25 protein-coding genes are annotated in these 24703 nt (G+C 62.6%); 10 read left to right on the forward strand and 15 right to left on the reverse strand.

The window, feature by feature from the left end:
• Positions 1 to 7: 7 nt before the first annotated feature.
• The 3 genes from iolB to iolC are packed head-to-tail and all read right to left on the reverse strand — an operon-like array spanning position 8 to position 2798.
• A complete protein-coding gene (gene iolB / locus V3587_RS16250; RefSeq protein WP_283376955.1) occupies positions 8 to 880 on the reverse strand; it encodes a 5-deoxy-glucuronate isomerase in 873 nt (290 codons plus the stop codon).
• A gap of 21 nt (positions 881 to 901) precedes the next feature.
• Positions 902 to 1801 carry a Cgl0159 family (beta/alpha)8-fold protein gene (locus tag V3587_RS16255; RefSeq protein WP_020969139.1) on the reverse strand — a complete coding sequence of 300 codons (900 nt, stop codon included), beginning with the start codon at positions 1799 to 1801 and terminating at the stop codon, positions 902 to 904.
• A complete protein-coding gene (gene iolC / locus V3587_RS16260; protein ID WP_283376956.1) occupies positions 1794 to 2798 on the reverse strand; it encodes a 5-dehydro-2-deoxygluconokinase in 1005 nt (334 codons plus the stop codon). The genes V3587_RS16255 and iolC overlap by 8 nt, the downstream gene beginning before the upstream one ends.
• 199 nt (positions 2799 to 2997) lie before the next feature.
• On the opposite strand from iolC, the gene V3587_RS16265 reads away from it, so the two are divergent.
• From V3587_RS16265 to V3587_RS16285, 5 genes are all read left to right on the forward strand, one after another.
• Positions 2998 to 3735, forward strand: coding sequence for a GntR family transcriptional regulator (locus V3587_RS16265; protein WP_003941006.1), 738 nt, complete (start codon positions 2998 to 3000; stop codon positions 3733 to 3735).
• Between the two features lie 106 nt (positions 3736 to 3841).
• Positions 3842 to 4990, forward strand: a complete 1149-nt coding sequence (locus tag V3587_RS16270) for a Gfo/Idh/MocA family protein (protein WP_283376957.1) — start codon at positions 3842 to 3844, stop codon at positions 4988 to 4990.
• Positions 4991 to 5020: 30 nt separating this feature from the next.
• Positions 5021 to 6406, forward strand: a complete 1386-nt coding sequence (locus V3587_RS16275; protein ID WP_283376958.1) for an MFS transporter — start codon at positions 5021 to 5023, stop codon at positions 6404 to 6406.
• A gap of 121 nt (positions 6407 to 6527) precedes the next feature.
• Positions 6528 to 8018 carry a rifampin monooxygenase Iri gene (gene iri / locus V3587_RS16280; RefSeq protein ID WP_283376959.1) on the forward strand — a complete coding sequence of 497 codons (1491 nt, stop codon included), beginning with the start codon at positions 6528 to 6530 and terminating at the stop codon, positions 8016 to 8018.
• A 5-nt stretch (positions 8019 to 8023) separates the two neighbouring features.
• A complete protein-coding gene (locus V3587_RS16285) occupies positions 8024 to 8449 on the forward strand; it encodes a hypothetical protein (protein ID WP_283376960.1) in 426 nt (141 codons plus the stop codon).
• 39 nt (positions 8450 to 8488) lie between these two features.
• On the opposite strand, the gene V3587_RS16290 is transcribed toward V3587_RS16285, so the two are convergent.
• The 4 genes from V3587_RS16290 to V3587_RS16305 all read right to left on the reverse strand — a co-directional run bounded on the left by V3587_RS16290 (position 8489) and on the right by V3587_RS16305 (position 12023).
• A complete protein-coding gene (locus tag V3587_RS16290) occupies positions 8489 to 8806 on the reverse strand; it encodes a hypothetical protein (protein WP_234036784.1) in 318 nt (105 codons plus the stop codon).
• Positions 8807 to 8867: 61 nt separating this feature from the next.
• Positions 8868 to 10052: a phytanoyl-CoA dioxygenase family protein gene (locus tag V3587_RS16295; RefSeq protein ID WP_283376961.1), complete on the reverse strand. Its 1185-nt coding sequence runs from the start codon at positions 10050 to 10052 to the stop codon at positions 8868 to 8870.
• A 172-nt stretch (positions 10053 to 10224) separates the two neighbouring features.
• Positions 10225 to 11001 (reverse strand): TIM barrel protein, encoded by a 777-nt coding sequence (locus tag V3587_RS16300; protein ID WP_283376962.1) that lies wholly within the window; start codon positions 10999 to 11001, stop codon positions 10225 to 10227.
• Entirely contained in the window at positions 10998 to 12023 is a 1026-nt protein-coding gene (locus V3587_RS16305; protein ID WP_283376963.1) for a Gfo/Idh/MocA family oxidoreductase, read from the reverse strand. The genes V3587_RS16300 and V3587_RS16305 overlap by 4 nt, the downstream gene beginning before the upstream one ends.
• A gap of 115 nt (positions 12024 to 12138) precedes the next feature.
• Between V3587_RS16305 and V3587_RS16310 the strand changes: the two genes are divergently transcribed.
• The 4 genes from V3587_RS16310 (at position 12139) to V3587_RS16325 (ending at position 16241) form a co-directional block, all read left to right on the forward strand.
• Positions 12139 to 13140, forward strand: a complete 1002-nt coding sequence (locus V3587_RS16310; RefSeq protein ID WP_283376964.1) for a LacI family DNA-binding transcriptional regulator — start codon at positions 12139 to 12141, stop codon at positions 13138 to 13140.
• A gap of 160 nt (positions 13141 to 13300) precedes the next feature.
• The gene (locus tag V3587_RS16315) at positions 13301 to 14302 is read left to right on the forward strand and encodes a substrate-binding domain-containing protein (RefSeq protein ID WP_007727338.1); all 1002 of its coding nucleotides are present in this window, start codon (positions 13301 to 13303) and stop codon (positions 14300 to 14302) included.
• A gap of 64 nt (positions 14303 to 14366) precedes the next feature.
• Positions 14367 to 15425 (forward strand): ABC transporter permease, encoded by a 1059-nt coding sequence (locus V3587_RS16320; protein ID WP_003940759.1) that lies wholly within the window; start codon positions 14367 to 14369, stop codon positions 15423 to 15425.
• Positions 15426 to 15428: 3 nt separating this feature from the next.
• The gene (locus V3587_RS16325) at positions 15429 to 16241 is read left to right on the forward strand and encodes an ATP-binding cassette domain-containing protein (protein ID WP_007727336.1); all 813 of its coding nucleotides are present in this window, start codon (positions 15429 to 15431) and stop codon (positions 16239 to 16241) included.
• 58 nt (positions 16242 to 16299) lie between these two features.
• On the opposite strand, the gene V3587_RS16330 is transcribed toward V3587_RS16325, so the two are convergent.
• The 4 genes from V3587_RS16330 to V3587_RS16345 are packed head-to-tail and all read right to left on the reverse strand — an operon-like array spanning position 16300 to position 19992.
• On the reverse strand, positions 16300 to 17301 hold the full coding sequence (locus V3587_RS16330; protein ID WP_283376965.1) for a Gfo/Idh/MocA family protein: 1002 nt from the start codon (positions 17299 to 17301) through the stop codon (positions 16300 to 16302).
• Positions 17298 to 18164 carry a TIM barrel protein gene (locus V3587_RS16335; RefSeq protein WP_283376966.1) on the reverse strand — a complete coding sequence of 289 codons (867 nt, stop codon included), beginning with the start codon at positions 18162 to 18164 and terminating at the stop codon, positions 17298 to 17300. Before V3587_RS16335 ends, V3587_RS16330 begins: the two co-directional genes overlap by 4 nt.
• The gene (locus V3587_RS16340) at positions 18161 to 19201 is read right to left on the reverse strand and encodes a Gfo/Idh/MocA family protein (RefSeq protein WP_283376967.1); all 1041 of its coding nucleotides are present in this window, start codon (positions 19199 to 19201) and stop codon (positions 18161 to 18163) included. The genes V3587_RS16335 and V3587_RS16340 overlap by 4 nt, the downstream gene beginning before the upstream one ends.
• Positions 19201 to 19992 carry an SDR family oxidoreductase gene (locus V3587_RS16345; protein WP_283376968.1) on the reverse strand — a complete coding sequence of 264 codons (792 nt, stop codon included), beginning with the start codon at positions 19990 to 19992 and terminating at the stop codon, positions 19201 to 19203. The genes V3587_RS16340 and V3587_RS16345 overlap by 1 nt, the downstream gene beginning before the upstream one ends.
• Before the next feature lie 75 nt (positions 19993 to 20067).
• Here V3587_RS16345 and V3587_RS16350 point away from each other — a divergent pair, with 75 nt between their 5' ends.
• On the forward strand, positions 20068 to 21090 hold the full coding sequence (locus V3587_RS16350) for a LacI family DNA-binding transcriptional regulator (protein ID WP_283376969.1): 1023 nt from the start codon (positions 20068 to 20070) through the stop codon (positions 21088 to 21090).
• A gap of 58 nt (positions 21091 to 21148) precedes the next feature.
• Here V3587_RS16350 and V3587_RS16355 read toward each other — a convergent pair whose 3' ends face one another.
• From V3587_RS16355 to sdhC, 4 genes are read right to left on the reverse strand one after another with little or no spacing between them, the layout of a single operon-like run.
• On the reverse strand, positions 21149 to 21916 hold the full coding sequence (locus V3587_RS16355; protein ID WP_003940925.1) for a succinate dehydrogenase iron-sulfur subunit: 768 nt from the start codon (positions 21914 to 21916) through the stop codon (positions 21149 to 21151).
• Positions 21916 to 23667, reverse strand: coding sequence for a succinate dehydrogenase flavoprotein subunit (gene sdhA / locus V3587_RS16360; protein ID WP_003941011.1), 1752 nt, complete (start codon positions 23665 to 23667; stop codon positions 21916 to 21918). The genes V3587_RS16355 and sdhA overlap by 1 nt, the downstream gene beginning before the upstream one ends.
• Positions 23668 to 23682: 15 nt before the next feature.
• Positions 23683 to 24138, reverse strand: coding sequence for a succinate dehydrogenase hydrophobic membrane anchor subunit (locus tag V3587_RS16365; RefSeq protein ID WP_003940699.1), 456 nt, complete (start codon positions 24136 to 24138; stop codon positions 23683 to 23685).
• A gap of 1 nt (position 24139) precedes the next feature.
• On the reverse strand, positions 24140 to 24544 hold the full coding sequence (sdhC, locus tag V3587_RS16370; protein WP_185564407.1) for a succinate dehydrogenase, cytochrome b556 subunit: 405 nt from the start codon (positions 24542 to 24544) through the stop codon (positions 24140 to 24142).
• Positions 24545 to 24703 lie beyond the last annotated feature (159 nt).

A 24703-nucleotide genomic window follows, 5' to 3' on the forward strand; every position in this document is an offset into this window, starting at 1 on the left:
ACTTCCGTCAGTTGTGGGACTGCAACGGCAGTCGAGGGTCGATGTCCTGGTGATCCCAGCTTCCACGCAGCCAGGTGTGTTGCGGATCGTCACAGATGTTCCACGCCCGGATCTCGCCCGAACCTGCCATGACGTTGAGGTAGTACATGTGGTGGCCCGGCGCTGCGATGGACGGGCCGTGATAGCCGTACGGTACGAGGACGACGTCGCCGGAGCGAACTTCCTCGAGCACCTCGATTGGTCGCTCGGCGGTTCCGTACACGCGGTGGTAGCCGAACCCCTCGGTGCCGGTGGGGCTTCGGTCGATCTCGAAGTAGTAGATCTCTTCCAGAGCCGATTCGACGTCGCTGTTCTCGTCGTGCTTGTGGCTGGGATAGGACGACCAGTTCCCGCCGGGGGTGATGACCTCACACGCGATGATGGAGTCTGCCTCGAAAGTGTCTGCGGTGGCGAAGTTGTGAACCTGTCGGCTGCAGTTTCCGGCGCCGCGAAGTTCGACCGTGACTCCGGACGCGGGACCGTATCGATGGGGAAGCTTGGCGCCGGCGCGCGCTCCGCACAGGGCGAAGCGGCCTCCGCCCGTGCTGCTGACCGAGTAGTCGGCGTCGCGACCGACGTACGCGAAATCGCTGGGACCGTCGAAAACCGATGCGCGGCCGGTCAGGGGAATCTCCGTCCCCTCGGCAACAACCACGGCTGAACCCGCCAGTGGAACGACGATTATCTCGTTCTCACCGGACTGCAGGTGGACGTCAGCGCCAGGGGCGAGTTCGAGTGTCCACAAGCTGGATTCGGTCCACCCGGCGGACTCCGGTGTGACCACTGTCGTGAAATCACCGTCGGCGGAAGAGCCGGCGGGGACGTAGTACTTGCTGAACATCTTGCTCCTGCCAGGTCGGTTCTAGTGGACGAGCTTGACGGCGGTGTCGACGGCAGCCGTCACGTCGCCGTCGGGTGGGTAGAGCAGCGCGCGCCCGACTATCAATCCGCGCACGGACGGCAGCTGAAGGGCAGCGTCCCACTTCGCATACGTCTCTTCCGGCGCGATCTGCGGATCGCCGCCCAAGAGGAGCGTCGGCAGGGTGGTCGCATCCATGACCCGTTCCATCTCGTCGACTACCGGCAGTTTCATCCACGTGTACGCCGAGGTGGAGCCGAGGCCTTGGGAGATGTGGATTGATTTGATGACGGCGTCGGGGCTGAGATCGTTGACGACCTTGCCGTTGACGCGGCTGGAGAGGAACGGCTCGAGCATCGCGATCAGTCCGGCTGCGGCCAGTTCGTCCACGGCTTCGGCACATGCCGTCATCGTGGGCAGGGTGCCTGCGTCGTCGAGGGCGATGCGCAGCAGCATCTTTCCGCCGTTCATGCCGAACTTTGCGGTGCCGGCCGCGGTGTATCCGGTCATGCGGTCGTCGAGTTCGAAGCTCGCGCCCGCCAGGCCGCCGCGATTCATCGACGAGAAGACGACCTTGTCCTCGAGGGCGCCGAGGAGGAGCAGATCGTCGAGAATATCCGCGGTACCGAGAACGCCGTCGACTCCGGGATTGTCGAGAGCAGTGCGCAAGCGGTCCAGCAGATCGGTACGACTGTTCATCGCTGTCGGCTTGCCGCCGACAGACAGTGCCCCACGCGCCGGATGATCGGCAGCGACGATCATGAGCCGGCCGTTGCCTCGAACAGTGGCGCGAGGAGTTCGTGCAGCCCAGGCCTTTTCGATGATCTGCGGATCGCTCGCACGCAGTTCCGTCACGTCGGCGTAGGTGGTGGCGAGGGGGCGGGCGGCGAGCTTGTCAGACATTGACTGCCTCCGTGGCTGTGGCTTCGGCGAGGTCGTGGACTTCTTCGGCGGTCGGCATCGCCGTGGAGCATTCGAGCCGAGATGCGACTATCGCACCGGCCGCGTTGGCGTAGCGCAGTGTCTTCTCCAGCGGCCACCCGGCCAACAGTCCGTGGCAGAGTGATCCGCCGAAGCTGTCGCCCGCGCCCAACCCGTTGACCACGTCGACGGCGTTGGGCGGCACAGTGATCGACTGCTTTCGCGTTTTGCCGAGTACACCCTTGGGGCCCTGCTTGACGATGGCGAGTTCGACTCCGAGGTCGAGAAGCGCATCGGCGGCCTTGTTGGGGTTGGTCTCACCGACCGCGATCTCGCACTCTTCACGGTTTCCCACGGCTACCGTCACGTGTGCGAGGGCTCGCTGCACCTGAGCGGTCGCTTCCTGGGGCGTCGACCAGAACATCGGGCGGTAGTCGAGATCGAGAACCGTCAGCGGGCGGCGTTCACGGGCTTCCCAGGCGGCGAAGTGTGCGCTGCAACTCGGTTCTTCGGACAGCCCAGTCACCGTCGACCAGTAGAGCGATGCTGTTCGAACGGCGTCGAGGTCGATGTCTTGCGGGGTGATCCGAAGATCGGGCGCATGCGGCTTGCGGTAGAAGTACAGCGGGAAGTCGTCAGGGGGGAAGATCTCGCAGAACGTCACGGGTGTCGGGTACTCGGAATTGGTGACGACAAACCTGTTGTCGACACCCAGACGTGCCAACTCGCGTGTGACGAACTTTCCGAAGGGATCGTTTCCTACCCCGGAGATCAACGCTGCTCGTCGTCCGAGGCGGGCGGCCGCTACCGACACATTGGCGGCGCTGCCGCCGAGGAATTTGCCGAACGTCTCGACGTCTTCGAGTCCGACACCGGTCTGAAGTGGGTAGATGTCCACCCCCGATCGGCCGATGGCAAGCACGTCGAATGGTGCGTCAGGGATGTGTGACCCGCTCTGGTGAGTGTTGATGCTTGTCAAGACTGACTCCCGAGAGTTCGTGGTGGGCTGCCCACGCAGGGCACCGATGTATGACTGAAACTGTGCGCCGCGACACAGCGATTGTCAATAGTTTGTCTGGACATTATGACTTGCGGTCAAGTGAATGTTAGTGTTCGCATACACTGCCGAGAGAAGTAGCGTCGATACGGCGCCTTCCCAAGACAGATCGGAGTTGACCGTGGTCGCAGCACTCGCCGTCGAGTTGGACCGCTCGAGCCCGGTGCCACTGTATTTTCAGCTGGCCCAGGCAATCGAGGGAGCTATTCTCGGTGGCGAACTTGCCCCAGGTGATCGCTTCGAGAACGAACTGGCGTTGGCCAAACGGCTCAATCTCTCGCGTCCGACCACGCGACGCGCGATCCAGGAACTGGTGGACAAGGGCCTACTAGTTCGTAAGCGGGGAGTCGGAACTCAGGTGGTGCAGAGTCCGGTGCACCGCCCGGTCGAGCTCACCAGCCTGTTCGACGACCTCGCGAGGGCAGGCCAGGCGCCGACGACCAAGCTGCTCGAGTTCACGGTGGGAGTTCCCGCCGAGGACGTTGCCGCGGAACTCAACCTGGAACCCGACGCCGAAGTGGCCACCATCAGGCGTCTGCGAAGCACCAACGGCGAACCGCTTGCAGTGATGACCAATTACATTCCGGTGGACATCGCACCCGATCCCGAGGAGTTGGAGACGCAGGGGCTCTACCAAACCTTGCGAACTCGCGGCGTTCACATCCGTGTGGCACGGCAGCGAATCGGCGCTCGGGCGGCGACTCGCGAAGAAGCAGGATTGCTCGACGAGAAAGTGGGTGCTGCCCTCTTGACCATGAGCCGCACTGCATTTGACGATTCAGGTAGTGCCGTCGAGTACGGCAGCCACTGCTACCGAGCGTCGCGTTACTACTTCGACACCACCGTGGTCGACCGCTAGATCTCGATCCCGGTGACACGAGTACCCGCCTGACCGAGTCAGTGGGGGTGATTTGTGGTCCCGACATTTCTGCGATCCTTCGATCATTTGACCCGAACGGAGCCTCATGACAGGCATTTCAGTAGCAGTTGCCGGATTCGGATGGATGGGCCGCGTCCACACGCAGGCGTATCTGCGTCTGCGGCAGCACTATCCCCAGCTCCCCGTGATCCGCCTGGCCGCCGTCGCCGACGAGGTGCCAGGCCGAGGGCAGGAAGCGGCGGACCAATTCGGTTTCGAGGCTTTCACCCAGGATTGGCGTGACATCGCGGCCGATCCGACCATCGACGCGGTGAGCATCACGGCCCCGAACTTCTTGCACCGTGACATCGGCATCGCAATGGCAGAGGCCGGCAAACACATCTGGATCGAAAAGCCCGTCGGATTGTCGACGGATGATGCGAAAGCTGTTGCAGCAGCTGTCTCGAAGGCCGGTGTGCAGTCGACCGTCGGTTTCAACTATCGAAATGCGCCGGCAGTCGCCCTGGCAAAAACCCTGATCGACTCGGGGGAGTTGGGCACGATCACGCATTCGCGTTTTCGCTTCCTGAGTGACTACGCGGCACATCCCGAAGGTGCTTTGAGTTGGCGATACGAGCGTGAGCGCGGCGGCGCGGGCGTCCTGGGCGACTTGGCTTCGCACGGTATCGATCTGATCAGGCATCTCCTCGGCGACATCGACGCTCTCGTTGCGGATACTGCGATCTTCATTCCGGAGCGCGCGCGTCCATCCGCCGCGACCAGTGGGCATGCCCGGGCCAGCGGTGGGGAGATGGGAGCTGTCGAGAACGAAGACTTCGTCAGCGCACTGCTGCGGCTCGGTTCGGGTGGCCGCTGCACCCTCGAAGCGTGTCGCGTCGCCGTGGGAGAGCAGAACAACTACGGATTCGAGATTCACGGCACGAAGGGGGCCGTGTTCTGGGATTACCGCCGGATGGGTGAACTGGGCACCAGTCTCGGCTCGAAGTACCAGGACCAATACGTCACGACGGTGTTGGTCGGCCCCGAATCGGGAGAGTTCGGCCGCTTCCAGCCCGGCGCGGCCAACGCCATGGGTTATGACGACCTGAAGGTCATCGAGGCTCGCAATTTCGTCTCCTCGATCGTGGGCGCAGCGCCGCAGGGCGCGACTGTCGCTGATGCCGTCGCGTCCGCGCAGGCTCTGGACGCGATGGTCGCCTCGGTCTCCTCCGGTGGCTGGATTTCTCTCGGCTGATCGAGAATTTCCCCGAAAGGCTCTGGTGCAGTGACATTTCCCCGCGGACTGGCGTTGCTGGTGGCAGCAGCACTGTTCATGGAGATGCTCGACGCGACGATTCTCACGACGGCGCTGCCGTCGATAGCCCATTCCTTCGGAGTTGACGCCGTCGACGTCAATATCGCCGTTTCTTCGTATCTCCTGGTGTTGGCCGTCCTGATCCCGGCGAGCGGATGGATGGCCGACAGGTTCGGAACGCGACGTGTCTTCATCTCTGCCATAGCCGTTTTCACGGTGGCGTCGGTGGGATGTGCACTGAGCACGTCCCTGCCGATGCTGGTGGGAATGCGCGCACTTCAAGGGGTAGGCGGCGCCATGATGGTGCCGGTAGGGCGGCTCGCGGTATTGCGAGTGACATCGAAGGCGGAACTCGTACGGGCTATCGCATACCTGACGTGGCCGGCGCTCACAGCGCCGGTCCTCGCGCCCGCTGTGGGCGGAGCCGTCGTGTCGATCGCTTCGTGGCGTTGGATCTTCCTGATCAACGTTCCGATCGGGATCGTCGGGTTTCTCCTTGCATTGCGCATGGTGCCCGATCTTCGGAAAGTGCAAAAACGAAGCCTCGACTGGCTGGGCCTGGTGGTGATCGGAGCAGGCGTCGCCGTGCTCGTTGTGGCACTCGACAGCGTGCACAGTTCCGGGACCGATTGGATTCGAGTGGGCCTCGGGATCGTTGTGTCTCTGATCTTGTTGACCTTGGCCGTCATTCACCTCCTCCGGTCGGATCACCCGCTCATTGCGCTCGGGGTCCTTCGGCTCCGATCGTTTCGGATCGTCGCGTCGAGCGGCTCGCTGTACCGGCTCGTGATCACGGGTGTGCCGTTTGTGCTGCCACTGTTGTTCCAAGTGGGATTTGGAATGTCGGCGTTCAAGGCCGGTCTGTTGGTGATGGCCCTGTTTGCGGGCAATATCGCGATCAAACCGCTCACCACGCCGCTCATGCGCAGGTTCGGGATCAGACGAGTTCTGGTGGGAAACGGAGTTCTGTCGGTGGTGTGCTTCGGTGCGCTGGCTCTGATTTCTTCGACGACACCGGACGTCGTCATAGCCGTCGCACTGTTTGTCAGTGGCGCGCTGCGATCCATCGGGTTCACCGCGTACAACAGCGTGGCGTTCGCCGAAGTCGACTCGGGGGAACTGACCGATGCCAACACCCTGCATGCAACTCTGCAAGAGTTGGCGTCCGGTCTGGGTATTGCGCTGTCCGCGTTGGTGATCACGCTCTGCACACCGTTGGCGGAGTCGGGCGATCTCGGCGGCGGAGCACCGTTTTCGCTGACTCTGGGTGTCCTCGGAATCTTGCTGGTGCCGACGGTGATCGAAAGTTGGCGGCTCCCACGCGATACAGGTGCTGTGGTGTTGGCGCGCCGATGAAGAGGGGCTTCCCGCCACTTCCATCATAACGCGGGACCCGGGGCTTGCGGCAAGGCCCGGGTGATGGTGCACACTCGTCTGCTGCGAGCAAGCAAATGCCTTGCCCGAAGGAGGGGATCGCATGAGTGACGTCATCATTGTCGGTGCTGGACCAACTGGATTGATGTTGGCAGGTGAGCTCCGGCTACAGGGCGTCGATGTCGTCGTCGTGGACAAGGACGAGGAGCCGACTCAGTTCGTCCGTGCCCTCGGCATCCATGTGCGCAGCATCGAAATCATGGAGCAGCGCGGGTTGCTGGACAAGTTCCTCGCGCACGGCCGCAAGTATCCGCTCGGTGGATTCTTCGCGGGGATCAGCAAACCGGCACCCGCGCACCTCGATACTGCGCACGGGTACGTACTGGGCATACCTCAGCCCGAGATCGACAGGATTCTTGCCGAACATGCCACCGAAGTCGGCGCGGACATTCAGCGAGGGAAGCGCGTCGTCGCGATCCGTCAAGACGCCGACAAGGCCACAGCGGAATTGTCCTACGGCACAACACTTCACGCGCGGTACCTTGTAGGCTGCGACGGCGGCCGCAGCACTGTTCGGAAGCTGATCGACGTCGGGTTTCCCGGCGAGCCGTCGAGCGCCGACACGTTGATCGGCGAAATGGACGTGACCATGCCGGCTGATGAACTGGCTGCCGTTGTCGCCGAAATCCGTGAAACGCACAAACGATTCGGAGTCGGTCCCGCCGGCAACGGCGCTTTTCGCGTCGTGGTACCCGCGGCCGAAGTTGCCGACGGTCGCACGGTTCCCACCACCCTCGACGACATCAAGCAACAGCTACTGGCCATCGCGGGCACCGACTTCGGTGTGCACTCACCGCGGTGGCTCTCGCGCTTCGGTGACGCCACCCGTCTGGCTGAGCACTACCGGCGTGACCGGATCTTTCTCGCCGGCGATGCCGCCCACATCCACCCGCCTATGGGCGGTCAAGGCCTCAATCTCGGTGTCCAGGATGCCTTCAACCTCGGCTGGAAGCTTGCCGCCGAGATCAACGGCTGGGCACCGGATGGTCTGCTCGACACGTACGAATCGGAACGGCGTCCGGTCGCTGCCGACGTACTGGACAACACGCGTGCGCAGGCAGAGTTGATCTCCACCGCGGCCGGTCCGCAAGCAGTCCGTCGCTTGGTCTCCGAGTTGATGGAATTCGAAGACGTCAAGCGCTATCTGACCGAGAAGATCACTGCGATCTCGATTCGCTACGACTTCGGCGCAGGCGACGACCTACTCGGTCGGAGGCTGAGGGACATCGCGTTGACGCGCGGCAACCTGTACGACCTGATGCGCTCCGGCCGTGGACTTCTGCTCGACCAGGGCGGCAAACTGTCGGTCGATGGTTGGAACGACCGCGTCGATCACGTCATCGACACCAGCGCTGAACTGGACGCTCCGGCTGTCCTGCTTCGACCGGATGGTCATGTGGTGTGGCTGGGGGATACGCAGGCGGAGTTGGACACTCAGCTGTCCACGTGGTTCGGTCGGCCGGCGAGGAACCGCGCGCGACCCCTCGATTTCGACAACCGAGACCCCGAGACGTCTCGGACGCACTACCGTTGACGACTATGAGGCGAAGGTCAGCACAGGTTGCGGCTGCGGCGGCGGGCTCTGTGGGAGCGCTGATGCTGACAAGCTGCGCAACCAATGTCGATGTGCCGAAAACCTTTGCCGCCACGATAACGGTGACCGGTCAGGCAGAGCAGGCCGAGGCGGGCTCCGGAGAGTGCGTGATCGACATGATCCGTGTTGCTCCGAACGACCAGATTCAGATTTTCGGGGGTAGTGGCGCAGCATCTACAAGGTCGCCACTCGAGGTCGAGGCAATCGATCAACTTCCCGACGGAACGAGCACCTGCTCCTACACCGCACACTTTGATGCCGTCCCCGCAAACCAGAGAAACTACGAGGTGAGCTTGGGGCACTTCTCTCCGGAGTCCTTCAGCTCGGACGAGTTGGAGAACGGTGTCACCTATCAACTGCGCGGGTCCTGACCGAACCAATTCTCCCTCGAGTTGTATCCGGTCCGACTGTCACTCGGCTCGCCTGGCGGTCCCGTCGCCCCCACGCTGTCGAGCCCTACCTGGGTTGATGTGGAGCCGAACACCCTCGTAGGCGACTGTGTACGGCACATCGTCGTCGTTGTCCGGATCGCCGGAGTCCGCAGGATCCGGTAGTTCCGCGATCTGTTCGACGACCGTCTGTGCTCGCGCAGCACCGGGATCGAACATCTCCTGAAACGGCCCCACGAACGAGCCACCGAGTCCGCGGCGCTTCGCCCGGACAGCCGCCCACCCGAACACCGCCAACGGGCCGACCATGGCGAACAGCACTAACAAATCCCACCCCATGCTCCGAGCGTACCGACTGACCGGCATTAAGCGGTCCAAGTCTGTTCAGCGCTGCCGTCCCTCAGGCCATTCGTCTCTCGGACTGTGCCTTCAGTAGATTTGCCAGTCGATCAGGTGAGATCCGCTCACGAACCGCCTCCGTCACGAGTTCGGCCTGCGTCTGAGGCGCGAGGCCCTCGATCGGTTGGTCTCGGTCCAGATTGGTCGGGAAGGCGTAGCCCTCGGCAGAGGCTGCGACGGCGCACCGAACTGCGTCGTCGGACCCCGCCTCGCCGAGAGCAAGCAGTGCCGGGTAGATCGCGTTGACGAGTGCTTCCCGGTCGATGGTTCCGAGGGCTCGACCGAAGGCCGACGACACCTGGAGAAGATTTGCCATACGCAGGACGTCGGCGGATTTGTTGTGGCCGGCGGCGTGGAACAGTGCAGGGTTGAAGAAGGCGGCATCTCCCTTCTTCAAAGGTAATTGGACGTAGTTGGCTTCGAAGAACTCCTTGAACTCGGGACGCTCGAACGCGAGGTATCCGGATTCGAATTGCTGAGAGTACGGCAGATACTTCGTCGGCCCCGTCTCGGCCGGCATGTCCACATGGGCGACGGCACCTTGCAAGGTGAGGGCAGGGGTCAAGCGGTGAACATGCGCCCGAAACTTCGCGGCTACGTCGCTCGACATGAAACCGAGGTGGTAGTCGCGATGTGGGTTCTGCGCGGCGCCACCGGGATTGACGACGTTGACGTCCGACGTCACCTGATACATGGGGCCCAGCCAGGCTTCCGAAACCAAATCGACGATGCTGTTCGCGTAGTAGTCCACGTAGGTCCGGGGATCTTCCAGCGCCAACTTCAGTTGTGCACCCCAGATCCGATCGTTGGCGCCAGGCTTGGCGAAGTGATCTCCGGATGCTGCGCCGGATTCGTGTTGGCGCGCAATGAGTTCACGAAAAACCGCGCTGGCGCGATCCAGTATCTCCGCGTCGAACGCGCCTTGAAAGACTGTGATGCCGGGGCCTGTGAGTAACGCCCGGGCGATCTCGTCCTGGATCTCGGCACGGATGTCAGAATTCGCCGATTGCTCGACCAGTGAGTCCGAGCGGTACAGAAGAACGCCGTCGGCCACCGAATCGGCGTACGGGTAATCGGCAAGGTCTGTCTCGTGCGTGACCAGAGCCGCGAAGGCGTCGATGTTGCAGTCTTTTCGGTGCAACCTACCCGCGAACGGCACGGTGTGGTCGGTCAGTGGGGGAGTCATTCGGGACCTTTCCTGCGGTGTTCACGATGAGCTGGTCCTCAAAGACTGCCAAGGTGAAGCCATCGAAACTACCCCTGAAATCCATCAAAAAGCCCTCAGCAAGCGGCCCCGTGGACTGGACCGGTGACGGAAGATCCGCGCGCTGCGACGGGATCACGTTCCCGGGTGAGAGCTAGAGAGTGAAGGCCTTCCGGAAAGCATCGAGTGCGGTGTCACTGTCTCCCGATGCCCACCCCTCCAAACCGATTGTGCCGGTGTATCCCTGCTCGGCGAGAACGCGTGCGATAGCGGGGTAGTTGATCTCGCCCGTGCCGGGTTCACAGCGCCCCGGAACGTCTGCCACTTGAATCTCGCCGATGTTGTCACCACAGCGCCGCACGAGTTCGATGAGATTTCCTTCGCCGATCTGAGCGTGGTAGAGGTCGAGCATCATCCTGAGGTTTGGATGTGAGACGGATTCCACCAGTGCCAGAGTGTCTTTGGCGCGGGCCATCGGTACTCCGGGGTGATCGACGATCGTATTGAGGTTTTCGAGACAGAAGACGACTCCGGCGTCTTCGCCCAGTTGCGCGATCTTCTCCAGAGCGCGTTGGGCCGTCAGCCACATCGCTCCCGTAGTTCGATATTGCGGGCGCGCAGCCTGTCCGTCGACCAGCTCGCCGGTATGGAAGTTCAGCCGGGGAACACCGAGTTTCGCTGCTGGAGCGAGGCACAGCTGCGCCGTGCGGACCAGTTCGGCGCTGCCCGCTTCGTCGAACAAATCGCCGTGGAGGTAGCCGGTCATCGAGGAGAACCGAGCCCCGGTGGCGACCAGAGCATCGAGGTCCTTGTCTTGCCAACTCCAGATCTCGACTGCAAATCCCGCCTCCGAGATCCGCTGGACACGCTCGACGAAGGCGAGTTCGGTGAACGTCATCTCGGCGGAGACCGCCAGGTCGAAGGGGCTCATCGCCGCACCGACAGCAGCGAAACGGGCAGTCCGGTCTCCACGGATTCTTTTGCCGCCAGGGCGATTTCCAGCGCATTGCGGGCATCGAGACCGTCGACTGACGGCGCAGCACCGGAGCGGATGCAGTCGGCGAAATGTGCCAGCTGGGCGACATATGCGTCATGGAACAGTTCGATGTTCACCCGAGGTGTGTCGGCCAGAATGCCCGGTGAGCTGTAATGGCGCATCGCGGTCCGCGTGACCTCGCCTGCGCTGACCATTCCACCGGAACCGAAAACCTCGCCGCGCACGTCGTAACCGTAGGTGGCCTGGAAGTTGGCCTCGGCCGACGCGAGGGCGCCGTTGTCGAAGCGCAACTGAACCATCGACGTATCGAGGTAACCCTGTTCCTTGTACTGCGTGTGGATGAGAGCATCGGCCTGTGCGAACACCTCGACGACGCGTGCGCCGGGGTTGAGCCAGAGCAGAGCGTCGAAGTCGTGAATCAGTGTCTCGTTGAAGATGGTCCACGGTTTGACCCGGGCGGCGACGTCGGCAGTGATGCCAGGATCACGCGTCAGGGAACGCAGTAGCTGTGGGGTTCCGATTCCGCCGGAGGTGATCACGTCGTGGGCCGCCGCGAAATCGGCGGCGAAACGGCGATTGAAACCGACTTGCAGCGCCACGTTGTTCGTGGCGCACGCGTCGATTGCTCGATCGGCGTCCGCGAGTGTCAAAGCCATCGGCTTCTCGCAGAAGACATGTTTGCCGGCCTCCGCAGCCGCGACCACGAGATCGGTATGTGTCGGGGCGGGCGTACTGATGAGCACCGCCTCGACGTTCGGATCGGCAATCAACGCGAGGGCATCGGTGTACGCGCGAGCGTCGGGACTGACGCGCTCGATCAATGACGCTGCAGCGCCGGGCACCGGGTCGGCGACGGCGACCAGACGTGTGCCAGGGATGCGCAGTGCGACGGATTCGCCGTGGAAGCGGCCGATCCATCCGGCGCCGATGAGACCGACTGCAACAGAGGCAGACATTGGGGCTCCGTTCGGAGTGAGAGTGAGGAACTAGATCGTTCTAGTGCTGTCAGTAAAGCGCCGGTTGCTCCTCGCGTCAACGTTTCGGTGCATTTTTTCTGGAACGATCTAGTCTGTGGAGGTGAACAGTCGACGTCCCACCTTGCAAGACGTAGCAGACCTGGCCGGTGTGTCACGCGCACTGGTGTCCATCGTCATTCGTGACGCCCCGGGTGCCAGCGATGCGACGCGCGTTCGGGTCAAGGCGGCCGCTGATCAACTCGGCTATCGACCCGATACCGCGGCGCGACTGTTGCGTCAACATCGCAGTCGCTTGATCGGCGTGAGCTACGTTGCAGCGCAGACATTTCACGCGGAGTTGCTCGACGAGATCTACGACGCGGCGGAAAGGTTGCGCTACGACGTCGTCCTCAGTGCCGTCTCGGATCGCAGGCCTGGCTCGCGCGCCGTGCGTACCCTTCTCGACGACCGATGCGAGGCGATCTTGCTGTTGGGTTCACATGCACCGGAATCGGAGATCGTCGACCTGGCCGCCAAGGTTCCCGTCGTCGTGCTCGCCCGGAAGATGCCCTCAGCACATGTGGACGTTGTCCGCACGGACGACGAGGCGGGCGCCGTGATGGCCGTGAATCATCTCGTCGAACTCGGGCACCGCTCGATCGTCCACGTCGACGGTGGACGCGGTCCCGGCGCTCAGGAGAGGCGTCAGGGCTATCGCAAGGCCATGCGGGCGGCAGGTCTGGAGTCGAGGATCCTTCCGGGCGGTCTCACGGAGGAGTTCGGCGCAGATGCCGCGCAGTCGATGGTCGAGGGGGGACTACCCGGGGCGGTCTTCGCTTTCAACGATCGCTGCGCACTCGGAGTTCTCGACGTCTTTCTGCGAGCCGGAATCTCGGTGCCGGGCGGGGTGTCCGTGATCGGATTCGACAACAGCGCATTGGCCGGTTTGGCGCACATCGATCTGACCAGCGTCGGGCAGGACACGGCGTTTCTGGGTGGCGCTGCGGTCGAGCGGATCTCCGAACGTCTCGACGGCGGAAGTGGGCCATTGGGAAAGGACATTGTCGTGCAGCCGCAACTTGTGGTTCGAGGTTCAACTGGACCCGCGGGGCGTTGACCAGCTGTTTTGGCTCCAACCATTTTGTCCGGTCTTTGATAAGCAGTCCTAATGTCAGAACAAACTATTGACATTCGACTGTGACGGGTATTACATCTTTCACATACAACCGAGCACCATCCGTTCGCGGGCCGTTGGTTGATGTCGAGAGGGAGTTCACATGTCGTTTCTCACGGGACGCAAGAGCGTTGCCGTACTGGCCGGAGCCTCAGTCGTGGTCTTGGGTCTGGCCGCCTGTTCGAGTACCGGTGGAAAGCCGGATTCCTCAGGATCCGGAATGGGTGCGGGTACGGCGGACACGCCCCGCGCCACCATCGCGATGATCACCCACGAAGTTCCCGGTGACACATTCTGGGATCTGGTGCGCAAGGGCGCCGAAACCGCAGCGGCGAAGGACAACATCGAACTTCGGTACTCTGCCGATCCCGAGGCGCCGAACCAGGCGAACCTGGTTCAGAGCGCGATCGACAGCAAGGTCGACGGGATCGCCGTCACCCTCGCGAAGCCTGACGCCATGGTTGCTGCGGTCCAAAGTGCTACTGCCGCAGGCATTCCGGTGGTCGCCCTCAATTCGGGCCTCGAAACCTGGAAGGACATGGGCGTCAAGGAGTACTTCGGTCAGGACGAGTCGATTGCCGGTGAAGCTGCCGGCGAACGACTCAACACCGAAGGCGCCACCAAGGTGCTGTGCGTCATTCAGGAGCAAGGCAACGTGAGCCTCGAATCACGTTGTGCCGGTGTGAAGAAGTCGTTCAAGGGAACGACGGAGATTCTCAACGTCAACGGCAAGGACATGCCGTCGGTGGAGTCGACGATCACCGCGAAACTTCAACAGGACCCGGCAATCGATCGAGTTCTCGCGCTCGGTGCGCCGTTTGCCTTGACGTCCGTGACGTCGGTCGGCAATGCGGGCAGCAAGGCGAAGGTCGTCACCTTCGACACCAACGCGGCGCTCGTCGACGCCATCAAATCGGGTGACGTGCAGTGGGCAGTGGACCAGCAACCCTTCCTGCAGGGCTATCTCGCCATCGATTCGCTGTGGCTTTACCTCAACAACGGCAACGTGATCGGTGGCGGCTTGCCGACCCTGACCGGACCCGCGTTCATCGACAACACCAACATCGACTCGGTCGCCGAGTACGCCAAGAACGGAACTCGCTGATCCGGGCGCACGGAGGGCTGAGACACCACCCCTCCGTGCGCCTGTCCAGCACGGAAGGGAAATCATGTCCACTCAGGCAGATCTCGACCTTGCCGCCCACAAGGTCGTCACCGATGAACGGGTGAAGGAGCAGAAGCGCATTCAGCGTCTGTTGCTCCGCCCGGAGATGGGTTCACTTGTCGGCGCCATCGCCATCTTCATCTTCTTCTGTATCGTCGCGGCACCGTTCCGTACGCCGGAAGCGCTTGCGACAGTGCTCTACTCCAGCTCTACGATCGGTATCATGGCTTGTGCCGTCGCCCTGCTCATGATCGGAGGCGAGTTCGACCTCTCCGCCGGCGTCGCAGTCACCACGTCCTCGCTCGCCGCGTCGATGATCGCCTACAACCTGCACCTCAATCTGTGGGTGGGCGCGATTCTGGCGCTGGTCGTCTCGCTCGCGGTCGGATTCTTCAACGGCTACCTCGTCATGAAGACGAAGATTCCCAGCTTCCTCATCACCTTGAGTTCGTTCTTGATGTTGACCGGTATCAACCTGGCCGTTACCAAGCTGGTGAGTGGTCAGGTTGCAACACCCAGCGTCTCCGACATGGCCGGATTCGATTCCGCCAAAAAGGTATTCGCATCGTCGTTCTCGGTTTTCGGGGTGTCGGTCAAGATCACGGTGGTGTGGTGGCTGCTGTTCACCGCCATCGCCACGTTTGTTTTGTTCAAGACCAAGATCGGCAACTGGATCTTCGCGGTCGGCGGCAATCAGGACAGCGCACGCGCGATCGGTGTCCCGGTGACCGCAGTCAAGATCGGTCTGTTCATGACCGTCGGTTTTGCCGCCTGGTTCGTCGGCATGCATCTGCTGTTCTCGTTCAACACCGTTCAGTCCGGACAGGGCGTCGGTAACGAGTTCCTGTACATCATTGCCGCAGTCATCGGCGGTTGCTTGCTCACCGGTGGTTACGGAACCGCGATCGGCGCTGCGATCGGCGCATTCATCTTCGGTATGACCAACCAGGGCATCGTCTACGCAGGCTGGAACCCGGACTGGTTCAAGTTCTTCCTCGGCGCCATGCTGCTGTTCGCGGTCATCGCCAACAACGCATTCCGCAACTACGCTGCGAAAAGGTGACACATGAGTACCACAGCTGAAGTTCCCGCTCTCTCGAACTCGGGCGGCAACGTGCCACTGATCGAGCTCAAGGACGTCGGTAAGCAATACGGAAACATCATCGCGCTCAAGGGCATCAACCTGCGCGTCGGCGCGGGTGAAGTGACCGGCGTGCTCGGTGACAACGGTGCCGGCAAGTCCACGCTGATCAAGATCATCGCCGGACTGCACCAGCAGAGCGAAGGTGAACTGCTCGTCGACGGCGAACCGACCACGTTCCACTCTCCGAAAGAAGCCCTCGGCAAAGGCATTGCGACGGTCTATCAGGATCTTGCCGTCGTCGCGCTGATGCCGGTGTGGCGCAACTTCTTCCTCGGCCAGGAACTCCGTAAGGGCGGCCTCATCAAGTCGCTCGACGCCAACGCCATGCGCGCGACGACGCTCTCGGAACTGTCGAAGATGGGCATCGAACTGCCCGACGTCGACGCACCGATCGGCAGCCTCTCGGGCGGACAGCGTCAGTGCGTTGCCATCGCCCGCGCCATCTTCTTCGGCGCGCGTGTGTTGATTCTCGACGAGCCGACCGCAGCGCTCGGCGTCAAGCAGTCAGGAATGGTGTTGCGCTACATCACCGCTGCCAAGGAACAGGGATTCGGCGTCATCTTCATCACGCACAACCCGCACCACGCCTACATGGTCGGAGATCACTTCGTACTCCTCAATCGAGGACGTCAGAAACTCGACGCCAAATACGACGACATCTCGCTCGAAGAACTCACCAAGGAGATGGCGGGCGGTGACGAGCTCGAGACACTGACCCACGAGCTTCGCCGCTAGATCGAAACCTTACGACTGCAGCCTCGGTTCGACTCGAACCGAGGCCGCAGTCGTTTCGTCAGAGGATGGTTGTCGGCCGAGCCCCGAGGCCGGAATGCACGTACGCCTCGTCGATCAACGTCATGTTGGCTACGGCGTCGGCCGGCCCGATGGGTAGCGTTGAGACCCCGGACAGATGATCGGCCAACGCCTCGAGTTGGTAGGTGTACGACGACTTCGTGCCCAGATGCTCGATACTTGTGCGCCCACTCGCCGTGACAGAGACACGGTCGTCGACGTCCGGCTGGAGGAAGTTGTGCACCAGGACGTCTCCGTTGGTTCCGAAGACCCGGAAGGTGAAGTGGTACTGCTCGTCCAACATCGTTGTCACAACGGATGCCGTGGCGCCGCCGGGATACTCGAGTTCGATGTCGAACCACGAATCGACCCCCGGAGCATATTCCTCGTGGCGGGTCTCGGTGACACTCGGTGCACCGCCGCATGCGTCACCCAGCGTCCGGGACGCATGTAATCCGTAGCAGCCCAAGTCCATCAGTGACCCGCCTGCCAAGGCGAGCTCCCACCGCGGGTCGTTCTCGGATGGTTTGGGCATCCGCAGTACGGTTTCCACCCGAGTGACCGCGCCGACTGTGCCGCTCCGAACCATATCCAACAGGCGCCGGTTCACCGGATGAAAGAGGTAGTGGAATCCCTCGAGCAGCGTCACTCCGCTCACGCATGCTGCGTCGGCTACAGCACGCGCTTCCACCGCGTTGCTCGAAAACGGTTTCTCCGTCAGCACGTGCTTGCCGGCCTGAACGGCGGCGAGATTCCACGGCCCGTGCAGGCCGTTGGGCAGCGCGTTGTAGACGACGTCCACCGCCGGATCCGAGATCAGCTCGGCGTACGAACCGACAACCCGTTCGATTCCATGTTGTTCCGCATAGGCTTCGGCCCGCTCGGGGTTGCGTGCGGCAACGGCCACCAGGCGGTGCCCAGTGGCCGTTGCAGGTTTGATCATCGCGTTCTCGGCGATGCGTGACGCTCCCAGAATGCCGATTCGCAGCGGAGTGACCGTCACAGAACCGACCGCAGATACTCGACGCTGGCTCGCACGTCGCGCACCGGTCCCTCGTCGGACGGGGCCTCGGTCAAAATGGTGTCCTGCTCGAGCACGTACCACCCGTCGAAACCGTGGCGCTGCAATATGGCTGTGACACCGGCGATGTCGACGTCGCCGCCACCGAGCGGGCGGTACATTCCCGCCTTGACTCCGTCGGTGTAGGTGAGCTCACCGCTGCGAACGCGTGATGCGAGGGCATCGTCGACGTCCTTGAGATGTACGTGGGTGACGCGCTCGGGAGCCTGACGTGCCAGGTCGACGGGATCGGTGCCCCCGATCAACAGATGGCCGGTGTCGAGGCACAGTGGGATGGCCGAGCCGTCGAGCACTCGAAGGACCTCGTCGCGTTGCTCGATCATCGTTCCGACGTGAGGGTGGACGACCGCCCGAATGCCACGCTCGGCCGCGGCGTCAGCGAGGCGATCGAGATTGTGCAGCAGGGTTTTCCAACTCTGCTCGCCTAGTTCCGGACGTGAATCGTAGCCGTCGGAGCCCGTCGCGGCAGCCAGGACCAGAACTTCGGCGCCTGAGGCGACAAAACCGTCGAGGATGGGGGAGATGCCGGGCACCGGATCATGTTCGTGATCATGCAGTAGAACCGGTGCAAACCCGCCGACTGCGCTCAGATCGTGATCCGCGAGCACTCTGGCCATCTCGGCGGGTGCTGTCGGCAGAAAGCCCTCCGGTCCGATTTCCGTTGCCGCCAGACCGACTTCGCGCATTTCGCGGAGAACCTGCGCTGGGTCGAGTTGGTAGCCCCAGCCCGGGACTTCGCACACACCCCAGGAGATCGGTGCGCCGGCGATGCGGGGAGTGCTCATGTGTGTGCCTCATTCTTGTCGTGAAGGAACAGATCTTTGACTTCGGTGATCGTGACGGGCCGACCCTGGCGCAGAGAATGCGTTGCAGCTTCGGAGATCCAGGCAGACTCGACCGCATCTGCGGGGGTACAGGGCGATTCCCGCCGCCCGGCGATTACGTCGAGGAATGCTTCTAGTTCCGCACGGTAGGCGGAGGTGAAGCGGTCCATGAAGAACGTGTACGGCGCCTTCGCGGGGAACGAGATTTCGGGGTCGAGCGAGCGGAGCGGCAAGCGGTCGTCCAGCCCCGCAGCAACCGAATCCACCGAACCGAGCACTTCGAGCCTGCAGTCGTGGCCGCGACCGTTGTAGCGGGTGTTCGACACGACCGCGATGGTTCCGCCTTCGAAAGTGAGAACCGTTGCGGCGGTATCGACGTCACCGGTCTCGGCGATCGCCCGGTCGCCCTGATTCGAACCAGTCGCAAAAACCGTGGTGACTTCGCGGCCGCTGACCCACCGGACGATGTCGAAATCGTGGATCGAGCAGTCGCGGAAGATGCCGCCGGAGTGTTCGATGTACGAGATCGGCGGGGGAGCGGGATCGAGGGTCGTCGATCGGAGAGTGTGTATCCAACCGAGTTCGCCGGATCGAACTGCGTCGTACGCCGCCACGAATGACGGGTCGAACCGGCGCTGAAATCCGATCTGGACCGGTACCGACGTCAGCTCGACGGCTTCGAGTACACGAACAGAAGATTCGATGGAATCGGCGACGGGCTTTTCGCAGAACGTCGGGATTCCCCGGCGGACAGCGGCTTCGATCAGCTCGGCGTGCGAACTCGACGATGCGGCCACCAGGACGCCGTCGACTCCCGAGGCGAAAAGCGCGTCGGGATCGGCAGCGGACTCCACGTCGAGTTCGGTTGCCACGTCCGAGGTTCGACGTGCGTCGACGTCCGTGACAACCAGTGAGTCGACGCCGTCCATAGCAAGCAAGTTTCGGGCGTGGTAGCTGCCGATTCTTCCGAGTCCGACGACTCCGATGCGAGCGCCCATCAGTCCAGCCCTCCGAAGACGTTCTGGTCCCAGTCGATGATCGAACCCGTCACGACTCCGCTGCGATCGGAGAGCAGGAACACGACGAAGTCGGCGATTTCGTCGACCTGGCCGAGCTTGCCCATGGGAAGGGTGCTGCCCGCGCGTTCCTGCCAGTCGTCACCCGCGTCGTGAAAAGCCCTCTGTGTGAGGTCTTCTCCCTCGGTCTGTGTCCACCCGATATCGAGACCGTTGATCCGGATCCGATCCCAGCGATGCGCGTGGGCGGCGTTGCGCGTCAGTCCCGCCAACCCGGCCTTCGCTGCCACGTACGGCGCGAGATACGGCTGGCCGCCGAGTTCGGACGTGGAGATGATGTTGACGATGGACCCCGCAACCGCACGCTCACGCATGTCCTTGACGGCGGCCTGCATCGTGAAGAACGGACCGCGAAGGTTCACCGCGATGTGCTGGTCGAAGAGTTCCTCGGTGGTGTCGAGCAGAGTTCCGCGGGAGGTGAGCCCGGCGGAATTGACCAGAGCATCCACACGGCCGAAGTGAGAGATCGTCTCGGCCACGCTGACGAGCGCGGAATCCGTCTGTGCCACATCGGCTTCGATGAAGTGGGTTCCCGGTAGTTCTGCCTCGAGCGCTTTTCCGACGTCCGGGCGTCGGCCGGTGAAAGCCACCTGAGCGCCCTCACGGACTGCGGCGCGCACGACGCCGGCACCGACGCCTTGGGAGCCGCCACTGACCAGCAGGACGGTGTCGGTCAGGAGTGCGGGCCTGGTTACGCCCGGCGGTGAAGTCATGGGTTTAGTCTGGCTGTGACGAAGACCTCGAGCAACAGCGAAAAACCATCAAATATCCATCATTGTGAGGTAGTTGTGGCGCATCGATTCAAAGTGCGGGAGATTGCCCAGCAGTCTGGCCTGAGTGAGGCCACCGTCGACCGGGTGCTCAACGACCGTCCTGGAGTTCGTGAGGGCACACGATCGGAGGTTCGCCAGGCGATCACGGACCTGGAACGCCAACGCTCGCAATTGAAATTGGTCGGCCGCACGTTCATCGTCGACGTCGTGTTGCAAACTCCCGCACGGTTTTCCGACGCCGTCCGTGACGCGCTCGAGGCCGAACTGCCGACCCTTGCGCCCGCAGTGGTGCGGTCTCGGTTCCACTTTCGTGAAACCGGTTCGGTAGAAGCGATGACGTCGACGCTCGACAAGATTCGCCGGCGCGGCTCCCACGGAGTCATCGTCAAGGCTCCCGACACTCCGGAAGTCGTGGCGGCGATCGACCGGTTGGTGGCGGCAAAGATTCCGGTCGTCACGTTGGTGACCGACGTTGCCGGCAGCAGGCGAGCCGCCTACATCGGCATCGACAACCGGGCCGCCGGAGCCACCGCCGCGTACTTGATAGATCAGTGGCTGGGGGATCGGGACGGCAACGTGCTGGTGAGCATGAGTAGCGAATTCTTTCGCGGGGAGGAAGAACGGGAGATGGGATTCCGCTCCGCCATGCGCGTCTCGGCTCCGCATCGACGGCTGATCGACATTCCGAACAGCGACGGACTCGATCAGACGAGTAGGAAACTGGTGCGAGCGGCACTCGAATCCGATCCACAGATCCGGGCTGTCTATTCGATCGGTGGCGGCAACGTGGCCACGGTCGACGCGTTCGAAGAACTGAACCGGGAGTGCAGTGTCTTCGTCGCCCACGATCTCGACGGAGACAACCGAAAGCTGCTGGGGGAGAGGCGAATATCGGCGGTGCTCCACCACGATCTGCGGGCGGATGTTCGCACTGCCTGTCAGGTGGTCATGAACGAACACGGCGCCATGGGCGCTCACTTCGGCTTTACGACGTCACCGGTTCAGGTCGTGACACCGCTCAACATGCCCCCGACATAGCTGTGCGCGGTTAAGGAGTCCGGAGACTCCCTAACCGCGCACAGGGCCGAAGGCCCGACTACCGAGCGAAGAGCAGCGCTCGCTTGACTTCCTGAATCGCCTTCGTCACCTGGATGCCGCGGGGGCACGCGTCGGTGCAGTTGAACGTGGTGCGGCAACGCCACACGCCGTCCTTGTCGTTCAGGATGTCGAGACGCTCGGAAGCGGCCTCGTCACGGCTGTCGAAGATGAACCGGTGTGCGTTCACGATGGCAGCGGGACCGAAGTAGCTGCCGTCGCTCCAGTACACGGGGCACGACGTGGTGCAGCATGCGCAGAGGATGCACTTTGTCGTGTCGTCGAAACGAGCACGGTCGTGCTGGCTCTGGATGCGCTCACGAGTGGGCTCGTTGCCACTGGTGATGAGGAACGGCTTCACCGCGCGGAATGCGTCGAAGAAGGGCTCCATGTCGACAACCAGGTCCTTCTCGACGGGCAGGCCCTTGATGGGCTCGACCGTGATGGTGACCGGCTTGCCGTCCTTGGGCAGCATGTCCTTCATCAGCAGCTTGCAGGCCAGACGGTTCACACCGTTGATCCGCATCGCGTCCGATCCACAGACACCGTGTGCGCAGCTGCGGCGGAACGTGAGGGTGCCGTCGAGGTAGCCCTTCACGTACAGCAGCAGGTTGAGCAGACGGTCGGTGGGCAGTGCCGGGACCTGGAAACTGTCCCAGTGCTGGCCCTCGCCCGATTCAGGGTTCATCCGCGCGATCTTGAGAGTGACCATGACGGCCCCCTCGGGAACAGCGGGGAGTTTGGGTGCATCTACAGCAGGCGCAGACATCAGTACTTACGCTCCATCGGCTCGTAGCGGGTCTGGATCACCGGCTTGTAGTCCAGACGGATGTCGGAGAGCAGGCCGTCACCCTCCTTGTACGCCATCGTGTGCTTCATGTACTCGGCGTCGTTGCGATCCGGGAAGTCCTCGCGAGCGTGGCCGCCGCGCGATTCCTTGCGGTTGAGGGCGCCGACGACGGTGACCTCTGCCATTTCGAGGAGGAAGCCCAGCTCGATGGCCTCGAGCAGGTCGCTGTTGTAGCGCTTGCCCTTGTCCTGGACCGTGATGTGGTTGTAGCGCTCCTTGAGAGCACGCACATCCTTGAGTGCCTGGGTGAGGCGCTCTTCGGTGCGGAAGACGGAAGCGTTGTTGTCCATCGACTGCTGCAGTTCGGTGCGGATGTCCGCAACGCGCTCGTGGCCGTGATCGGACAGGATGACGCCGACCCAGTCTTCGACCATCGCAGCCGGGGTTTCCGGCATGTCGACGAACTCGGTGGAGTTCGCGTACTCGGCGGCAGCGATGCCGGCGCGACGGCCGAACACGTTGATGTCGAGGAGCGAGTTGGTACCGAGACGGTTAGCACCGTGGACCGAAACGCAGGCGCATTCGCCGGCGGCGTACAAGCCCTTGACGATCTCGTCGTTGTTGCGCAGCACCTCACCGTTGATCTTGGTGGGGATACCGCCCATGACGTAGTGGCACGTCGGGTAGACGGGCACGGGCTCCTTGACGGGGTCCACGCCGAGGTAGGTGCGCGAGAACTCCATGATGTCGGGGAGCTTCTCGTCGAGAACTTCCTCGGGGATGTGGGTCACGTCGATGTAGACGTAGTCCTTGTTCGGGCCGGCGCCGCGGCCTTCGAGAACCTCGAGGACCATCGAGCGCGCCACGATGTCACGGGGAGCGAGGTCCTTGATGGTGGGGGCGTAACGCTCCATGAAGCGTTCACCGTCGGCATTACGGAGAATGCCACCTTCACCACGGACGGCTTCCGAGATCAGGATGCCGAGGCCGGCGAGTCCTGTCGGGTGGAACTGGTGGAACTCCATGTCCTCGAGGGGCAGGCCCTTGCGAAAGATGATGCCCATGCCGTCACCGGTGAGGGTGTGCGCGTTGGACGTCGTCTTGTACATGCGTCCCGAGCCGCCGGTCGCGAAGACGATCGACTTGGCGTGGAAGATGTGCAGCTCGCCGGTCGAGAGCTCGTAGCAGATGACACCGGTGGCAACCGGGCCGTCCTCGGTCTCGGTGATGGCGATGTCGAGCGCGTAGAACTCGTTGAAGAACTCGACGTCGTGCTTGACGCAGTTCTGGTAGAGCGTCTGCAGGATCATGTGACCGGTGCGGTCGGCTGCGTAACACGCACGGCGGACAGGTGCCTTGCCGTGGTCACGGGTGTGGCCACCGAATCGACGCTGGTCGATCTTGCCTTCGGGCGTGCGGTTGAACGGAAGGCCCATCTTCTCGAGGTCGAGCACCGCGTCGATGGCCTCTTTGGCCATGATCTCGACGGCGTCCTGGTCGGCGAGGTAGTCGCCGCCCTTGACGGTGTCGAAGGTGTGCCACTCCCAGTTGTCTTCCTCCACGTTCGCCAGTGCGGCACACATGCCGCCCTGGGCCGCGCCGGTGTGGCTGCGGGTGGGGTAGAGCTTGGTCAGTACGGCCGTGCGGGCACGGGGGCCGGCTTCGATCGCCGCACGCATGCCTGCGCCACCGGCGCCGACGATGACCACGTCATAACGATGTTCCTGCATGAAGTCTGTGCTCCCCTAGCTCGCCGAGATATTGGGGTCGAAGGTGAAGATGACGTACGTGCCCAGGCCCATGATCAGGATCATCGAGAGAACGAGGATCGTGGTCAGCCAGAAGCGCGTGGAGTCCTTGCGGGAGTAGTCCGCGATGACCGTGCGCAGACCGTTACCGCCGTGCAGCTGTGCCAGCCACAACATCGTCAGATCCCAGAACTGCCAGAACGGGCTGGACCAGCGACCTGCGACGAATGCGAAGTTCAAACGGTGAACGCCACCGTCGAGCATCAGCATGATGAACATGTGGCCCAGGACCAGAACGATCAGGGCGACGCCGGAGAAGCGCATGAACAGCCATGCGTACAACTCGAAGTTGTTCCGAGCCTTCGCGCGCGGGGACCGCGGGTTGTCCAGGCTTGCGGGACGGTCGTATGAGGTGCCCAAGCTCTTGGCTTCGGGTCCGTGAGTAGTCGCCATGTCAGTGCTCCGCAAACATGTTGATGAGGATGCGTCCGGCGCCCGGGATCATCACCAGGAACCAGATCGTCAGAATGGTCCAGAGCATGACGCGCTGGTACTTCGGGCCCTTCGACCAGAAGTCCACCAACATCACGCGCACGCCGTTGAGGGCGTGGTAGAGGACTACGCCGACGAGGCCGATCTCCATGAGGCCGACGACGGGGTTCTTGTACGTGTCGATGACGGCGTCGTACGTATCGGGATTGACCCGGACGAGTGCCGTATCGAGAACGTGTACGAATAGGAAGAAGAAAGTAGCGACGCCTGTGATCCGGTGTAGAACCCAGGACCACATTCCGGGGTCGCCCCGGTAAAGCGACCTCGTGCGCTCCTTCTGAGGAGCGGCTTCAGTCGTAGTACTCATCGAGTGCTGTGCCTCCAACGTCATTGGTGGACGCGTCGAGCCTGCAGAGAGCTTCGATGTACCTCAGCCCGGGCTCGACGGGATCCTGAACCGACTTGACTCAGACTCTAAACCTATGTGAAACCGGGAACTAATCAGATGCGGGATTCGTACGCGTAC

This window comes from Rhodococcus sp. IEGM 1306 (genome assembly GCF_036541985.1).
Classification (GTDB): Bacteria; Actinomycetota; Actinomycetes; order Mycobacteriales; family Mycobacteriaceae; genus Rhodococcus_F; species Rhodococcus_F qingshengii.

What these genes read in the sequence shown, in the direction of transcription:
- sdhC (WP_185564407.1), bottom strand. Translation starts at nt 24,544, where the DNA reads ATGAGTACTACGACTGAAGCCGCTCCTCAGAAGGAGCGCACGAGGTCG.
- V3587_RS16290 (WP_234036784.1), bottom strand. Translation starts at nt 8,806, where the DNA reads ATGGGGTGGGATTTGTTAGTGCTGTTCGCCATGGTCGGCCCGTTGGCG.
- V3587_RS16345 (WP_283376968.1), bottom strand. Translation starts at nt 19,992, where the DNA reads ATGACTTCACCGCCGGGCGTAACCAGGCCCGCACTCCTGACCGACACC.
- V3587_RS16305 (WP_283376963.1), bottom strand. Translation starts at nt 12,023, where the DNA reads ATGTCTGCCTCTGTTGCAGTCGGTCTCATCGGCGCCGGATGGATCGGC.
- V3587_RS16320 (WP_003940759.1), top strand. Translation starts at nt 14,367, where the DNA reads ATGTCCACTCAGGCAGATCTCGACCTTGCCGCCCACAAGGTCGTCACC.
- V3587_RS16295 (WP_283376961.1), bottom strand. Translation starts at nt 10,052, where the DNA reads ATGACTCCCCCACTGACCGACCACACCGTGCCGTTCGCGGGTAGGTTG.
- sdhA (WP_003941011.1), bottom strand. Translation starts at nt 23,667, where the DNA reads ATGCAGGAACATCGTTATGACGTGGTCATCGTCGGCGCCGGTGGCGCA.
- V3587_RS16325 (WP_007727336.1), top strand. Translation starts at nt 15,429, where the DNA reads ATGAGTACCACAGCTGAAGTTCCCGCTCTCTCGAACTCGGGCGGCAAC.
- V3587_RS16270 (WP_283376957.1), top strand. Translation starts at nt 3,842, where the DNA reads ATGACAGGCATTTCAGTAGCAGTTGCCGGATTCGGATGGATGGGCCGC.
- V3587_RS16255 (WP_020969139.1), bottom strand. Translation starts at nt 1,801, where the DNA reads ATGTCTGACAAGCTCGCCGCCCGCCCCCTCGCCACCACCTACGCCGAC.
- V3587_RS16355 (WP_003940925.1), bottom strand. Translation starts at nt 21,916, where the DNA reads ATGTCTGCGCCTGCTGTAGATGCACCCAAACTCCCCGCTGTTCCCGAG.
- iolB (WP_283376955.1), bottom strand. Translation starts at nt 880, where the DNA reads ATGTTCAGCAAGTACTACGTCCCCGCCGGCTCTTCCGCCGACGGTGAT.
- V3587_RS16300 (WP_283376962.1), bottom strand. Translation starts at nt 11,001, where the DNA reads ATGAGCCCCTTCGACCTGGCGGTCTCCGCCGAGATGACGTTCACCGAA.
- V3587_RS16315 (WP_007727338.1), top strand. Translation starts at nt 13,301, where the DNA reads ATGTCGTTTCTCACGGGACGCAAGAGCGTTGCCGTACTGGCCGGAGCC.
- V3587_RS16365 (WP_003940699.1), bottom strand. Translation starts at nt 24,138, where the DNA reads ATGGCGACTACTCACGGACCCGAAGCCAAGAGCTTGGGCACCTCATAC.
- iri (WP_283376959.1), top strand. Translation starts at nt 6,528, where the DNA reads ATGAGTGACGTCATCATTGTCGGTGCTGGACCAACTGGATTGATGTTG.
- V3587_RS16285 (WP_283376960.1), top strand. Translation starts at nt 8,024, where the DNA reads ATGAGGCGAAGGTCAGCACAGGTTGCGGCTGCGGCGGCGGGCTCTGTG.
- V3587_RS16335 (WP_283376966.1), bottom strand. Translation starts at nt 18,164, where the DNA reads ATGAGCACTCCCCGCATCGCCGGCGCACCGATCTCCTGGGGTGTGTGC.
- V3587_RS16340 (WP_283376967.1), bottom strand. Translation starts at nt 19,201, where the DNA reads ATGGGCGCTCGCATCGGAGTCGTCGGACTCGGAAGAATCGGCAGCTAC.